We start from the raw sequence: 15,546 nt of genomic DNA, 5'->3' as shown, positions 1-15,546 counted from the left end.
ACCTGGCGACGACACCACCAACACCGAGCCCGCCAATGCCACTACCAGCGACGGCACCAACAACCAGCACCCGATCACGAACTACAGCTGGAGTACTAGGCGTGGCGAACAGCCCGATGCCGTAACCGTGCAGGACATCCGGCAAGCCGTCGCCACCCGCCTCGATCACCAGGGTGCTGAGTCGCCGGGGCCCGCGCGACTGCAGGTGCTGGTGCAGGAGGAGATCTCCGCGTGGGTGCGCCGTCGAGCCGCGAACGGTGTGCCGCCGGTGTCGGTCGAGTTCGAGCGGCGGACGGCGCGTGCGGTGCTGGCCGCGCTGTCCGGGCTCGGCGTGCTCGACGAGCTGCTGCGCCGCGACGACGTGGAGAACATCCACATCCACGGCTGTGACCAGGTGTGGCTGGAGCTGGCCGATGGTTCCCTGGAGCGGTGGCCGTATCCGGTCGCCGACACCGATGCCGCGCTGACCGAGATGCTGGCCGGGATTTTCGCGCGGATGGGGCAGACCTCCCGCGAGTTCAACCCCGCACACCCGCTGGGGAACCTGCGCCTCGCCGCGGGCGGGCCGTTGGGTGCGCGTCTTGCGGCGGTGATCGAGGTGGCGGACCGGCCGCGGGTGGCGATCCGGCGGCACCGGCTGACCGGCACCACCCTCGACGACCTCGTCGAACTCGGCACGGTGGACGCGATCCTGCGGGACTTCCTCACCTCCGCGGTCCACGCCGGGGTCAACATGATCGTCTCCGGCGGCCCAGGGGATGGGAAGACGACGCTGCTGCGAGCGCTCGCGGAGCGGATCCCGGTCCGCGAGCACGTCGTCACCGTGGAGGACGAGTACGAACTCGGCCTGCACCTGGGTGGGCGGCGGCCGCTGGTGACGGCGTTGGAAGCCCGTCTCGCCAACGCCGAAGGCCACGGCGCGGTCACCCTCGACGACCTGCTCAAGCAGGTCCTGCGGCATTCCCCGTCGCGGGTGCTGGTCGGGGAGGTCCGCGGGGGCGAGGTCACCGCGATGCTGCGCGCCCTTGGCAACGGCGCCGCGGGTGGGATGTGCACGCTGCACGCCACGTCGGCGACGGCGGTGTTCGACCGGATCGCCGCACTCGGTCACCTGGCGTCCCCGCCGCTGGCGATCGACGCCACCCACCACTGGACGGCCGCCGCGATCGACCTCGTCGTGCACGTCACCCGAGTCGACCACGTCGCCGCGTCCGGGCGGACGAGCCGGGAGCGGTTTGTCACCGAGATCCTCGAGGTCGGCGACATCGGCGACGCCGGCCGCCCCGACACCACCCGAGTCTTCGCACCCCGCCCCGCAGACGGCCGCGCCGTCCCCGCCTTCCTGCCGAGCGATCGCCTTCTGGCCCGGCTACGACGACATGGATTCGACCGCGCCGTGTTCGACCGGCCGGACGGCGCCTGGCACACCACCCCAATTCGACGGGAGGCGTGAGATGACCGTGCTACTGCCTTTCGGCCTGGGAGTCCTGGCTGTCGCCGCCGTCGCGCTGGCGATCGCCGGCTTCACCGGTGTACGCCTGGTGTCGGTGCCCAGGGCCCGACTGGATGCGTTGTGGGACAAGCGGGATCGGTTGGCGCGGTGCGGCGCCGCGGCGCTGGCCGGATCCGGGGTGTGGCTGGGCACCGGCTGGCCTGTCGCCGCGGTCGCGATCGCGGCGGCCGTGCTGATCGTGCCAGGCTTGGTGAGGCAACAGGACGCGCAGCTGGTGATCGCACGGCTGGAAGCGCTGCAGGCGTGGACGCGGCGCATCACTGAATATCTGCGGTCTGGGGCGGGCGGTCTGGAGCAAGCCATCGCCGCGTCGGCGCGCACCGCGCCGGAACCCTTGATCCAGCAGATCGCCGCTCTGGCAGCCGGCGTGCGCGACCGGGGCTTGGAACCGGCGTTGCGGACCTTCGCGGACGAGTTGGCCGACCCGGCAGCGGACGAGGTCGTGATGGCGCTGATCCTGCGGACCCGCGCGGGCGGGCGTGGGCTCACCGACGTTCTGGACAACAAAGCCGCCGCGCTCGCTGCTGAAGTCGCGGCGCGTCGGGAGATCGAGGCCGACCGCGCCAAACCTCGCACCAACGTCCGCGCTCTCATCGTCATCACCGCGGTCGTGCTGACCGGGTTCACTGTCTTCGCCCACGACTATCTGGCGCCGCTGTCCACTGTGCTCGGTCAGCTGGTGATGGCTGCGGCGGCCGGGATCTTCGCGCTGGCGTTCTGGTGGATGCACTCGCTGACCCGCACCCAACGCCCCGCCCGGATGCTCGACACCACGGAGGCCGGACGATGACCACCACAATCTGGGCCATCCTGATCGGAACACTCGGCGGGCTCGCCGTCTTCTGCGTCCTGTGGGCGTGCCTGCGGCCGGCGCCGATCAACCTCACTGCCGCGCTCGGCCGCATCGACAACCCCGACCAACGCCCACAACCCTGGGCCGATCGCCTCGCGGACTGGGCGCTCGCAAGCGGGTCAGATCCGAACAGCAGGTGGTGGGGCTATCCACTCGCCGAACTCGACCTCGTCGGCATCAGCCCCGGCCGCTACCTCCTCCGGCGCCTGACCTGGGCCGGTATCGGCGGCGGGCTGGTCGCGCTGTGCTGGCTCACCCTCGTGATGACCGGTGCCGCGGTCCCGGCGGAGCTGGCCGCGTTCGGTGTGCTGGGTGGGTCGATGGCCGGGATCGTGGTGCCGGCGCTGGCGTTGCGTGAGGAAGTCGCTGCAGTGCGGGAGGAGTTTCGGCGTGGCCTGGCGGTCTATCTGGACCTGGTGGCCCAGGAACGCGCCACCGGCCGCGCGCCCGCCCAGGCGCTGCGGGAAGCGTCCGGGATCTCCGACAGCCGGGTTTTCCGGCGGATCCGTGCCACCTTGGGCCACGCTGTCCACAGTGGAATCACGCCGTGGGTGGCGTTGACCGAGCTGGGAGACCGGGTCGGTGTGCCGGAGCTGGCCGACCTCGCGGCGATCATGTCCTCAGCCTCCGATGGCGCCGCTGTCTACACCTCTCTGACCGCGCAAGCGAAATCCCTGCGCCAGGCGGCGCTCTCGGCGGACCGGGCAGAAGCGAATGCTCGCAGCGAACGCCTCGACCTGCCGGTCACCGTCCTGCTGATCGGCTTCCTGATCCTCCTGCTTTACCCCACAGTTTCCCGGTTGTTGATCGGCCAATGAATTGAAGGAGTAGGAACATGATGTCTATACGCACCAACATTTCTGATCGTCTACAGGTCGCCGGTATTGCCGTGGCGCTCTGGCTGATGGCGTGCGCCGACGAGATGCGCGACCGATGGAACCAAGCTCGTGCCAGCGGTGACGCGGGGTCGGAGACGGTGGAGAAGGCGGTCATCGTCGCGATCGCCTTGGCGCTGGCAGTGGGGCTCGGTGCCGCGATCACCGCGGCAGTGCAGAAGTACCAAGCGAAAATCCAGTAGCGGGTGACCATCATGGACACCGACGACAGCGGATCCGAAACAGTCGCCGCAGCGATCCTGTTCGCCCTAGCTCTGCTGCTGGTGCTGTCGATCGTGCAGGCTGGACTGTGGTGGCACGCCCGCGACCTGGTCTCCACCGCCGCGCAGGAAGGCGCCGACGCCGCCCGCACCCTGACCGGCACCACCACGCACGGCCAGGACACCGCGGCCTCGTTCCTGCGCCGCGCCGGAGACGGCATGCTCTCCGACCCCGCCGTCCACGCCACCGGCGACACCACCCGAGTCCAGGTCAGTGTGTCTGCTGCCGTGCTGCAGGTGCTGCCGATTCCCGGGCTTGACCTGCGGGTGTCCGCGACTGCGCATGCGGCGAAGGAACGGTGGACAACACCTGGCGGCCTGCCATGACTCGCCAGCGATGGAACGATGAAGGATCGGTCACCGTCGAGCTGGCCGTGCTCGCCCTGCCCGTTCTCGCGGTCCTGCTGCTGATGATCGTCGGTGGACGGATCCGCCACGCCGGGCAAACCGTCGACCACGCCGCGACCACTGCGGCCCGAGCTGCCTCGATCGCCCGCTCCGCCGCCGACGCACACGCGTCCGCGTCTTCGACCGCGAACCGGGTCCTGGGGGAGCAGGGGCTGCATTGCCAGAACACGACTATCACTGTTGACGCCACCGGGTTCGCCGCGCGCGTCGGTACGACGGCGAGTGTGCGGGTGGACGTTCGTTGCAGCGTGGCGCTCTCGGATTTGGCCTTGCCAGGACTCCCCGGTACCCGGGAGCTCAGCTCGACCTTCACCAGCCCGCTCGATCCGTTCCGTGCCCGTCGCTGAACCACGGCACCGAAAATGGGGAGGACCACGATGACGACGTCTCCAGTAACCGGCGACGGCGATGATCGGCTGGTGTGGCGGCCAGGTCTGGATCCTGCGCGCATTCAGCGGCGGGCCCTACGTTGGCTCATCCTGAAAGAGACATTCCCAGCGCTGAACATCCTGGGCGGTGTCGCCGGCGTGGCCGCGGTCGTCTACGGCACCGTCTGCGACGGTTCGGGATTCGCGCGCCTGCAGCTGACACTCGGCTCGGTCCTGACCGTGGCTGTTTTCCTGCGCAGTGGCTTGGAATACATGCGTATCCGCGTCGAGCTGGACGACGAGGTCCGTGCCCGATCCTTGCGAAATCGGCCACACGGAGGCAATTTCTTCCGCATCGGCGACTTCGCCGGTCTGCGGACGGACGTGATGGCCGAGGTCACGAGCCTCGTGGAAAGTCTTCACTTCCTACACAGCGAACCTGCCGCCAGGTGGCTCGATGCCACGCTGCTGAGCGACGCCCACATCGCGGCTTGGCAAGTTCTATCCATTGTGGATAGCGTGAAGCCGGTGCGGCTCGCCGTGAAACAGGCGCGAGTCGATCAGGAACTGGACGGCCTCGTGCGCTCGGTCGACGCCGACCTCGGCGCACTCGACGCGGGTGTGGCATGGGTCGCCGAATGCCTGCGTCAGACGGTCGCACTCGTTGTGGTGTGGACGGCCAATGTGGATGCTCTCGCCACGGCCGCGAGACTGCGCGCCGAGCTGGAGACCACCGTGGTGCCGTCCATCGACCCAGCGGTCCATGCGGCTGAATCCGTGCCGGAGGCAGTGTTCGCCTACGTCACCGCCGCTCGCGATCTCACCGGCACGGGACCGTTCGCTTGGGAACACCCCGCCACCAGTCACCGTCGGGATGACGGCGCGGTGAGCGTGCTCGCCGCCGTCCTCATCCCCGCGCTGGTGCTCGTGCTCGCGCTGGTCGTGGACGGCTCCGGGAAGATGCAAGCGATCATCCGCGCGGACGCCATCGCCGCCGAAGCGGCCCGCGCCGCCGAAACCGCCCTCGACACCCGCGGCACCACGATCGTCGTCGACCCGGGCACTGCGGCCGCCGCCGCCCGCACCTACCTGCACAGCACCGGATATCCCGGCGAAGTCACCATCGAGAACACCCGCACCGTACGGGTCACCGTCACCGTCGATCAGCCCGCCACCCTCGGTCTGCTCGTCGACTCCTATCACGCCACCGCGACCGCCACCGCGGTCCTTGGCGTTGGAACCAGCCCCGCCGGAGCCTTCCCGTGAGCCGCCACGCCCGGCAGACGGCCCGCGGCCTTGCAGCGCTGAGTGCGCTCGCCCTACTGCTCGGCGGCGTCCCGGCGCTACTGCTCGCGTGGGGTGCAGACCCACACCGCCTGGTACCGGAGAAGTGGCCGCAGCTTGCCGACCTGCCGCACTGGCCGGCGGATGCGTGGACGGCGCTGCGGTGGGGCTGGCTCGACGGCACCTTGCCCGCACACGTGCTGATCGCCGTCGCGTGGATCAGCTGGCTGACCCTCGCCACCATGATCCTCACCGAGGCTGCCCGCCAACTCCGCTGCGGCATCCGGCCGTCGCGAATGCCTGCGCGCCGGTGGATCGCCGGGATGGTGGCCGCCGCGATCCTCGTCTGCACCGCAGGCACCGCCAGCGCACTTCCCGCGACCGGCACCCAGATCGTCGCTACCGCCCCGCACCGGCCACCACACCCCGACACTCCGGCCGGCCACGCCGGCCGCACCTGGGCCGATCCCGCCGTGCGACCGGACTGTCCCCGTATCGTCGTACTCGCCGGCGACACCCTCTGGCGCCTTGCCACCTATTACCTCGGCGACGGCCGCCGCTACCGCGAGATCGAAGACCTCAACGCCGACCGCATCCCCCGCGCCGGAGAGCTCTACCCGAACGACCTCCTCCTGCTGCCACCCGACGCCACCCACCTGCCCGTCCCCGCTTCGAGTGCTCGCACCGTCCGAGTGCAACCGGAGGACACGCTGTCCGGCATCGCCGTCCGCGAACTCGGCGACCCCGGTGCCTGGCGCGTGCTGTTCGATCTCAACCGCGGACGCCGCCAACCCGACGGCCAGGCCCTACGCGACCCTGACCTGCTACGACCGGACTGGCAACTGACTCTCCCCGCTCCGCAGAACGTCACAGCTGCACCCGAGCCGGAGCCACCTGGCGATCCCGCCAGCCCGCCGCCGAGCATTCCTGTTCCCTCGACCGCGTCGACACCAACCGCGCCCGCCGAACCGGTCCCGCCGGCCACGTCGCGACCACCTGCCGCGCCGACCACAGTCGGTCCGACGTCGGCGGATCCCGCGGTGAGTTTCGACCTGTCGACCGACGCGTACGTCGGGCTTGGCCTGGCCGCGCTGATCACCGCCGCTGCTGTCACGGTCCGCCTGCGCCGTCGCCGCGCCTACCGTCCCGGACACAGCCAGCGTGACGACAGCACCGACACACCGGTCGTGCGGGCACTGCGCATCGCCCACGACACCACCACAGGCGGCGAGCACCAGCTGCCGAGCCACGGGCGGCCGCCGGACCGGCAACTGCGCGACCAGGCCCACGCCACCGCCGACGCCGTACTACCTGCGGATGGGACCACCGTGGTCGGCGTCCGCGACGGCCACCCCGTCGCCGTCGACCTCGCGCGCCAGCACGGCCTAGGACTGGTCGGCCCCGGCGCCTACGCTGCAGCCCGTGCCCTCGTCATCGCCCTCCTCGCGCACACCACGACCGACACGGCCGTGGTGATACCCGCAGCCGACGTGCGAGCCCTGTTCGGCACAGCACCGGCCGACCCTCCCGCACGTCTACGGATCGCCGACAATCTCCCGCACGCCTTGGATATCTGCGACACTGAATCTCCTGGCATAGAGCGCACAGTGCTCGTCACGACACCGGACGTCGACAGCTACCGCCGCCTTCGCGCCACACTCGTCACCGGCTCCACGGTCACCGCACTCTTGCTCGGCACCTGGCTGGCCGGCGGCACCGCCCACGTCAGCGCCGACGGCACCGTCACCAACACCACCACCGAGGCCACGGCCCTCAACGGAACCCGGCTGTTCCACCTCCCAGCCGACGACACGGCTGACTTACTCGCCCTGCTGCATGACGCCCAGCCAGAAACCTGTGACGTCAACGTCGCTGATCATCGCCCGCCGAGCACCGGCGGCGAGAGCTACGAGTTCGCGGCCGAGCTAGCGCCCGGCCCCGCAGATGATCCGAAACCGGCGGTACAGACGAAGACACACACGACCGAGGACGCCGGGACCCCGACCGGTCCAGCGCCGCAGGAGCGACCCCCACTGCGGCTGACAGTCCTCGGTCGTCCGCGACTGCTGCACAGCGCAGCCGGGCAGGCGGACATCATCGATGCTTTCTCGCCACGTCAAAGGGAAATCCTGCTGTGCCTCGCCCTGCACCCGGACGGGGCCCGGCGCGCGTGGCTGACCGCCACATTGTGGCCGGACGCACCCGGCGATAGGCCGTACAACAGCTTCCGCGCCACCCTGTCGCAGCTGCGCCGCGCTTTACGCGCTGCCACCGGTGACACCTTGACGAACGTGACTCTCGCCGGCGACGGCCACTATCGCCTCGACCCGGCCGTCGTCGACGTCGACCTCTGGCAGCTCAACGACGCGCTCACGCGCTCCCGCCGCACGCCCAACGCGGCCGCGCGGATCGCCGCGCTGCGCGCCGCCATCGACCTCTATCCCGCAGACCTCGCAGACGGCCTCACCGCGGCTTGGATCGACCCGCCGCGCGAAGAACTTCGCCGCGCCATCCTCGATGCCTACAGCGAGATCATCCACGCCACCACCCGCGATGACCCGGCCGACGCGCTCGACCTGCTCGAACGCGCCCGCGGCATCGACCCATGCAACGAAGCCATCTACCGCGACCTCATGCGCATCCAAGCCCGCCTCGGACGCCACGACAACATCCCGCGTACCCTCGCCCTGCTCACCAGCACACTCGCCGGAATCGGCGAACGTCCCAATCCCAGCACCATTGCGCTGGCGAACAATCTTCAGCAACAGCACGGCAATCATCGACAGCAAGTGCCGCGCGCCAGCTAAGCAACGGCTGCTGTCGCGACGAGGGAGTGAGTGGACACGGAATCCGCCAGCGGATATTCTGCGTTACTATGGAAAGGCTACCGGTACTTTCCTGTGAAGTACGTCGACTTCCCAAAAGTCAAGAAACGGGCACGAGTGAATTCGCTGGGCGGGCTATGTGCTCGCAGCGCGGGGAATACCGCAGCTGCCCTCCCGGCTCCGCGTGTAGGCAACGCCATTGTAGGGTCTCATCGCCGAGGTCGCGCTGGCACCGCGTTCGCAACGAAGCCCGTGTTGGCGAGGACCCTGATCGGGCGTGCTCTCGGCGCTGGGCGTCGGGACCGGGTGGATCGCCGGCCACGAGGTCTACGGCGCAGACACTTAGAGCTATGATCCGAACGTGGTCGGCGGAGGCGCAGCAGTCAACTCAGGCATGGACTTTCAAGCGCGGGTTGGCGCTTTGGCGCTGGTCAGTATGCTCGCCGACGTGGTTGACCTGGGCTCATTCGGGCTCGGCGGAGTGGGCGAGGTCCCACGTGTGGTTCGCTTCGAGACGGCCAATGCCGTCGATGACATAACCCTGGAGCTTCACCGAGGACGCGTCATGATCCAGGCGAAGAACTCGATCGCGCTATCGAGTCGGGTCGACTCTGAGCTCGCGAAATTCGTACGCCAGGTTGTCGTAGCGCACCGCGACTACCGTGAGGGCGATAGGTACGTCCTTGCCGTTTCGTCGGCGGCATCGACAAGGATCCGTCAAGAACTCAAAAAGCTGTGCCACGCATATCGGCTCAGTCCGACTGGAGCTGAGGCCAACCCACTCACCAAGAGTGAGCGCCAGACAATGGATGTCATTAGGGATCATGTGTTCCGGGAATACGAGATCGCCAGTGGCGCGCGTTGTGATACCCGGACTTTCGACGAGATCCTCCGAGCCGTGTACGTCGAGACAATCGATGTCTCCGAAGATGCCACCGGGGAGCGGATGGCGCTGACTGCCCTCTCCACAGTTACACGGGACGCCCCCTTGCCGTTGTGGCACAGCCTTGTCGCCACGTGCCTATCCTTGTCCCGCGACCGCATGTCGATCGATCAATCCGGACTCACCGCTCGATTCGGCACGCTACTCACTGTCAAGAGTACAACAGAGGCTGCCTCGCCTATCCCGGACAAAGCCGAGCCTCCGTTCGAATTTCAAGGCGGCGCATTGATGGGACGGGAGGTGTTGCTGGGTGAAGACGCGGAGGGGCGTGTCTGTTTAGCTGAGTTTCGTCGCTTCGACGATACTGGCGCTCGGCGCCTCCACTTTATTGACGGCTTCGTACATCTGACCGAAGGTGTTCGGTGGCGCGTACTACGGCGCACCGCGACTTACAGCGGCATGATTCGCGAGCTCGAAGATGGGCTCGCCAGCCAGATCAGCGACAAGGCCGCCACTGTGTTCGAGACCAGCCTTGGCGATCTCGACAACACGCCCCTCGCACAGGCGCACGCAGCCGCCTTTAACGCTGCCCTCATGGCCGCTGCTCGTCCTATGGCCTGCTTGGTCTGCGGTCGAGTCATCTCCCAGAACAGGGCCTACTTGATAGAAGTCGATGAGGCTAACCATCCGTACCAGGTCGGGATCGTCCACCGCGGTTGTCTCCATCCCACACACCGCGTTGTCGGAGTGCTCCGTGTGGACGGTTTCCCTATCTCTACTTCCCTGATCGACTTCGACATCAGCACATGGATCCGTCAACTCCGGGCCGGGCAGGCTGCCTGGCGTTCACAGGATCTCGCTGGTGCTGGTGCTCTTCTGCGTTTTGCTTGGAACCCGACGAACAGCGCAGCCACGACCGGTGGATGGGCGGTCGAGTACGACCTCGCTGACGGCTCTACCAGATACGTCCTCGTTCGAGGACATGTTCACAGAGGCAGCCGTCAACAGACCAGACAGATGGCTACGAAGTTGAATGAGTCCCTTCAGAAGACGTCTGCCAGGGGAAATCCGCTGGTTTATGGATTGCGCGGCTACGGCCAGCGGTCGGCCGTCATATCAGCGGAAGATCCGAATCCGCCCGAAGTCCTGACACATCGAGCAGTTCAAATCACCGAAGCAACCGTCTCTGCCTACAGTGTGGCCGAGAACTACTACGCCCCACTGTTCTACCTGAACGACCCCGAGACGGGGGAACTCTTCACGATCCTGCAGATGCCGATCTTGCTCACCAACCCGTTGCGCTTCGACGAAATGACAGCAAACTGGAAGATCGCAGGAGTCGACATGCCTGCGTCGGTATCGGCCACCATCGTAGCCACAGATGAACAGTTCGACCTGTTCATGACTCGTGCCAGCACCGACGGCGCGGCAGCGTGTGTCGATCCAGTGCTGAACTCTAATGGGCAACTCGTCGCCGGTTTCCTGGTAACCAACCTGAACGATCTCGCTCGGACGTAGGCCGACTTGGAGCGCTCTTTGGCTCCGGCTAGACGCTACCTCGTAACCCAGTGGATGTTTGTCGTGTAGCGGTCGTTGATCATGGGTAGAATGCAGGTGATCTCGGGGGCTGGTCCGGAGTGGATTACCCCCGTTCACAGGGTTGGAACCGCAGCAGTTCCGAGTAATAATTTTGCCCCTTATGCAAGCGAAAGTCCGCCACGGCAATGCTAGAATCAACGCGTCGAAATTGACGCGGGCCCGCAGCAACCGCGGCGTGTCGGGAACGTCACCCCCAGGCGGCCTAGTCTCAACCACTTTTCACAAGAGAAGCTGAGATGAAATCGCCGCTGATAAAATGAAGTCAGACGTGAGATCCTGCAGGTCGATTCACCTACTAATCCCACTACCTTTCCGTTTACCTATCCGCCTACCCGCTAGACGGGAAGGGGGTCGCGCCCGCGCTGCCCAAGGTGGCGGCAGATTTTGCCCCTACCCGCGTGGGGCCAGACTTCGGTGCCAGTAGGCAAGTGAACAGTCGGCCCGGAGGTGGAAACTATTGAAGCGGTGGCCGACTCATGCAGTTTTTGCGCCCTTCGTCTTCCTCGCCTTTCCGAACATCGAGCATTCGACCTCTTAACGCCGCGCGGCCGGCGCGTGCTGCTCCGCCGATCACGGTGCTGGTCGGCGCACCCTCCCGATCGGCCCGCGTCGCGCTCGCCGAGATTGAGGGCCGGGGGCTGGGAGGGTGAGCCGAAAGGCTGGTGACGCTGTGATCGTCCTGATGGTCAAGCGCGCGTGAGCTGCCGCGCCTGCCGTCGCGGTTCTCGGGTGCCTGTCTGCGGTTTTCGTGCGTCGGACAGCGCCCCTGGGCGGTCTCCTGCGCTTGTTTCCTTGCGTCTTGCTTCGGTGGTCCAAGGCGCAACCTGGACATAGGTAACGGAATGATCACGAGAGAACTTTGAGGGTTGCGACTGTCTAGTCACTATGTCTTACTAGACAGGTACGGTGAACAGTCTGGGAGTGAAGATCTGGGAATCGCGAAGACCGGGAATCGAAATCCCGCGAGTGAGCCACCCGAGATCATCGGAACGGAGAGTCTGCCGTCCGTTGTGAACGACCAGCAAGCCGCTTGCGGCTCGCTGGAATAGAGCGAATAGCCCACGTTCCTTGCGTGATCCGCGCTTATGAGTGCCAGATGTGTCCGCGCCATCCGTCCACGGATGGAATGCCGCCCCTAGGTGCATAAGCCAGTGTCGAAAGCAAGGTCCGATAAGAGGTCAACGAACGTGCAGAGCGTTCACCGCGAGAGCGGGACAGATTAATGGGGCTATCCGACGTGCCTGACGGCACGGAAAAGCGTGGCGGGTGTGGATACCTAGACCGCGCGACATAACACCGCACCCGTGGGGATACCTAGGCGAGCGTGACTCACGCCACGACCCTAGAGACAACGTCGTGATCCAAAGGATGACAGGAATGCAGCGGGGGCGGACCGTTCGGCCCGGTGAGAGTGGGCCACCCAAACACGTTCACGACAACCACCAGCACGCCAACGGCGCGGCCGCATACGCACGCGATCACCGCGCCCTTGGCGTGCAAGGAAACCAGAGCAAGTCATCCGCTACAGCGAAAGGTGAGATCATGGAACCCGTTCTGAAACACACGTGCGGCGGGCCCGTGTTCGGTCGCAAAACGCCCGGATGCCCCCGCTGCGATCAGCTACTCGCCGGTGCGCCTCCCGTCGAATGGGCAGGAGCACGGCGACGGAAAGACCGCGAACGCGACGAACAGCAAGGCCTGACCGCCCTTCGCGCTCACTTCGCGCCCGGCGGATTACACGACACCGGGACTTGTGGCCCGGTCTGCACTGTCGGCGACTGGTAGCCAGCCGCGCCATGGGCTTGAACACCTCATCCATGGCCTCTGAATTTTCGGCACTCGCGGACGCGCCACCGCGCGGACACGACAAGCCGTCTTAGCAAAACGAGTCTCGGCAGGGAGTGCAATCCCCGCCGAGACTCTTGACATATCAGAAGGCAGCTCTGCTATGCCCACCTCAACTATAGGACATCAGGACACGTGCGACCTCTGCGGGAACGAGACCGCCGAGACAACCCCTGTCTACGGCAAGAACGCCTGTCAAACGTGTGCCGACGACTATGCCGTCTGCGACCACTGCGACACCCGCACCGCCGACACCTCCGAGACGACGGACGGCGGTGACATCTGCTCCTACTGCGCGCGCAACTACTTCTATTTCTGCGACGCCTGTGACCGGTATGCCGAGACCGTCCGTGGCACAGCCAGCGGTTCCGACCTGTGCGACTCCTGCGCGATCGACTACTGGGGTTGCGAAGGCTGCGGCGACCTCATCGATGGCGGCGACTACTGCGAGTCCTGCGAAGAGGACCGTGACGAGTACGTCGACGGCGTTCACGACTACAGCTATAAGCCATATCCCGAGTTTCACGGCACCGGCCCACTCTTCCTGGGCGCGGAAATCGAAATCAACACACCAACCGGACTCACGCAAGACTGCGCCGACGTCGCCGTGCGACATCTCAAGGGTCTCGGCTACCTCAAAGAAGACTGCTCGATCGATCACGGTTTTGAGATCGTCACGCACCCCATGTCCTACGGCTGGGCCATGGAACGCTTCCCGTGGGCCATGCTTGCCGACCTGCGCCGGGAAGGCTGCAGCGCGTACGGGAACGGACTACATGTGCACATCAGCCGGGCCGCGTTCGACTCCCCGGCGCACGTCTACCGATGGATGAAACTCCTGCACCGCAACGCCTCCAAGGTGACTACGGTCGCCCGGCGCGTCAGTAGCCAGTGGGCCGCGTTCAGCGAGACCGACCGCAAGAACGTCAAGGAGTACGCCAAGGGGATCAAAGGCGCCGCGCGATACCAAGCGATCAACACCCAGAACGATGACACCTTCGAACTGCGCGTGTTCGCCAGCTCCCTTAACCCGCAGCAAGTTCAAGCCGCCTTGGCCTTGGCGGCGGCATCGGTCGAGTACACCCGCGAACTCAGCATCGCCGCCATCACACGGGCGGGCGGCTGGGCCTGGTCCGCATTCACGACCTGGTTGCGCCTGCATCCCGAGTACGCGCCCCTGACCTCCGAACTGGAGGAACTCGCATGTGCATGCTGACCTTCCTGCCATCCGGCGTCCTGCCCGACACCGACGCACTCGCCAACGGCGCACTTATCAACGACGACGGACACGGGTTCGCCATCGTCGACGGACAACGGCTCATCGTCGGGCGCGGCATGACTGCGGAGAGGATGATCGCCAAGTTCGCGAAGTTGCGCCACAAGCACCCGGCAGGCCCGGCCCTGTTCCACAGCCGGTTTGGCACTCACGGCAAGCGTGGAACTGGCAACTGTCATCCGTTCCGCGTCGGCGGTGACCGAGACACTGTGCTTGCGCACAACGGAATCCTTCCCTGGAAGGTGCGACCGAGGGCGGGGGATCGGCGTTGTGACACGCGCATCGCCGCTGAGGATTTCCTGCCACAGAAGCCGTGCGGATCGTTCAGTACCCAACGCGGCCGCGCGCGGTTGGAGAACTGGATGGGACCGAACAACAAGATCGTCATCCTGACCGTCAACAGGCGATACCGGCGCAACGCCTACCTTCTCAACGAACACAGGGGAATCTGGGACAACGGGACCTGGTACTCGAACAACGATTACCTTGATTTCCCCGTGACCGGCGCAAGTCAGGTCGCGACCGACGAAGTCTGCGCCGTGTGCCACTGGTCCTCCTCTATCGACACCGTCACCGGATTCTGCCGTGCGTGCGGATTCTGCCAGGACTGCTACGAACCCGGCGACTACTGCCGGTGCTACCTCCCCCGCACGCTCACCGCACACGAGTGGACCGATGGTTCAGCGGCACACGAACTGTAGCTGTGACCAGGCAGATCGAACCGCGCGCCACGCAAATCCTCCACACAGGACAACCACACGAATGGAGACACCACCCATGAACATCACCACCGACGCCCGCGCGCCGCAACCGGATGAGGTACTGGTGTGGCTGGACACAGGTGGCCCCGGCTTCCCGGCGACCGTCGAACAAGAGCTGTGGAACGGGTCCGAGATCCCCGGTTTCCGCGCGCCGGTCGTCGCCGAACTTGTCCGATGGCTCAACACCGCACACACCTTCGTGCCGTTCTCATCCTGGACCGCGACATTCACCAATGACGTGCTGCACCTGATAGACAACGAGAACAACCACGTCGACACCGTGACAGCAGACGAACGCGGTCGCTACCGCATCGAAGGATGGGGCTGGACACGCAGCGAACCGATGCCCGACAACCCACTCGGCACCGCAGTAGTCGTCACGCTCAGCCTTACCTGCAACGGCAGTCCACTGTTCGGGCTGCCCGCCGTCTTGGCCGACCACTACGACACCGACGGGCACGTCATCCCGCGCGTCACGCGAGACCAACTGCCCGAACTCATCGAGGGAACCACCTTCGTGTCCTACGGACGTGGCGACTGGCACCGCCTCATCGTCGACGGTGACGACCTCGTGCGTCGCTACTGCCACGGCAACGGCGTGTTCACCGAAGTCAGCCGCACCGCACCGGATGCGGACGGGCGCTACGCCGTTCCCGGCTACCGGTTCCACGTCGCCGCATTCAGCTAACCGCGACGCCGCTCGCCCTCCCCGCTGGTGACTCGCAAACTTCGACCGCCAACCAGCCCTATTTCTCCAAGTATAGAAAGGATCTCA

12 protein-coding genes are annotated in these 15,546 nt (G+C 66.2%); all 12 read left to right on the top strand.

What is annotated here, in order from left to right:
* Nucleotides 1-127 precede the first annotated feature (127 nt).
* Nucleotides 128-1,453: a CpaF family protein gene (locus ACFV15_RS16585; RefSeq protein WP_378351319.1), complete on the top strand. Its 1,326-nt coding sequence runs from the start codon at nucleotides 128-130 to the stop codon at nucleotides 1,451-1,453.
* 1 nt (nucleotide 1,454) lies between these two features.
* Nucleotides 1,455-2,303: a type II secretion system F family protein gene (locus ACFV15_RS16580; RefSeq protein ID WP_378351316.1), complete on the top strand. Its 849-nt coding sequence runs from the start codon at nucleotides 1,455-1,457 to the stop codon at nucleotides 2,301-2,303.
* Nucleotides 2,300-3,184, top strand: coding sequence for a type II secretion system F family protein (locus tag ACFV15_RS16575; protein WP_378351315.1), 885 nt, complete (start codon nucleotides 2,300-2,302; stop codon nucleotides 3,182-3,184). The genes ACFV15_RS16580 and ACFV15_RS16575 overlap by 4 nt, the downstream gene beginning before the upstream one ends.
* A 20-nt stretch (nucleotides 3,185-3,204) precedes the next feature.
* Nucleotides 3,205-3,444, top strand: coding sequence for a hypothetical protein (locus tag ACFV15_RS16570; RefSeq protein WP_378351314.1), 240 nt, complete (start codon nucleotides 3,205-3,207; stop codon nucleotides 3,442-3,444).
* Between the two features lie 12 nt (nucleotides 3,445-3,456).
* Nucleotides 3,457-3,849, top strand: a complete 393-nt coding sequence (locus tag ACFV15_RS16565) for a TadE/TadG family type IV pilus assembly protein (RefSeq protein ID WP_378351313.1) — start codon at nucleotides 3,457-3,459, stop codon at nucleotides 3,847-3,849.
* A complete protein-coding gene (locus ACFV15_RS16560) occupies nucleotides 3,846-4,277 on the top strand; it encodes a TadE/TadG family type IV pilus assembly protein (protein ID WP_378351312.1) in 432 nt (143 codons plus the stop codon). The genes ACFV15_RS16565 and ACFV15_RS16560 overlap by 4 nt, the downstream gene beginning before the upstream one ends.
* Nucleotides 4,278-4,307: 30 nt before the next feature.
* Entirely contained in the window at nucleotides 4,308-5,564 is a 1,257-nt protein-coding gene (locus ACFV15_RS16555; RefSeq protein ID WP_378351311.1) for a hypothetical protein, read from the top strand.
* Complete coding sequence (locus tag ACFV15_RS16550; protein ID WP_378351310.1) at nucleotides 5,561-8,389, top strand: BTAD domain-containing putative transcriptional regulator; 2,829 nt, start codon at nucleotides 5,561-5,563, stop codon at nucleotides 8,387-8,389. The genes ACFV15_RS16555 and ACFV15_RS16550 overlap by 4 nt, the downstream gene beginning before the upstream one ends.
* Nucleotides 8,390-8,801: 412 nt before the next feature.
* A complete protein-coding gene (locus tag ACFV15_RS16545) occupies nucleotides 8,802-10,808 on the top strand; it encodes a hypothetical protein (protein WP_378351309.1) in 2,007 nt (668 codons plus the stop codon).
* 2,029 nt (nucleotides 10,809-12,837) lie between these two features.
* Complete coding sequence (locus tag ACFV15_RS16540) at nucleotides 12,838-13,950, top strand: hypothetical protein (protein WP_378351308.1); 1,113 nt, start codon at nucleotides 12,838-12,840, stop codon at nucleotides 13,948-13,950.
* The gene (locus ACFV15_RS16535; RefSeq protein WP_378351307.1) at nucleotides 13,944-14,711 is read left to right on the top strand and encodes a hypothetical protein; all 768 of its coding nucleotides are present in this window, start codon (nucleotides 13,944-13,946) and stop codon (nucleotides 14,709-14,711) included. Before ACFV15_RS16540 ends, ACFV15_RS16535 begins: the two co-directional genes overlap by 7 nt.
* A 76-nt stretch (nucleotides 14,712-14,787) precedes the next feature.
* Nucleotides 14,788-15,459 (top strand): hypothetical protein, encoded by a 672-nt coding sequence (locus ACFV15_RS16530; RefSeq protein WP_378351306.1) that lies wholly within the window; start codon nucleotides 14,788-14,790, stop codon nucleotides 15,457-15,459.
* The last annotated feature ends 87 nt before the right edge of the window (nucleotides 15,460-15,546 follow it).

This window comes from Amycolatopsis sp. NPDC059657 (assembly GCF_042734395.1).
Lineage (GTDB): Bacteria > Actinomycetota > Actinomycetes > Mycobacteriales > Pseudonocardiaceae > Amycolatopsis.
Note: the sequence above shows the minus strand (reverse complement) of the source record. Positions and strands in the feature narration are given on the sequence as shown.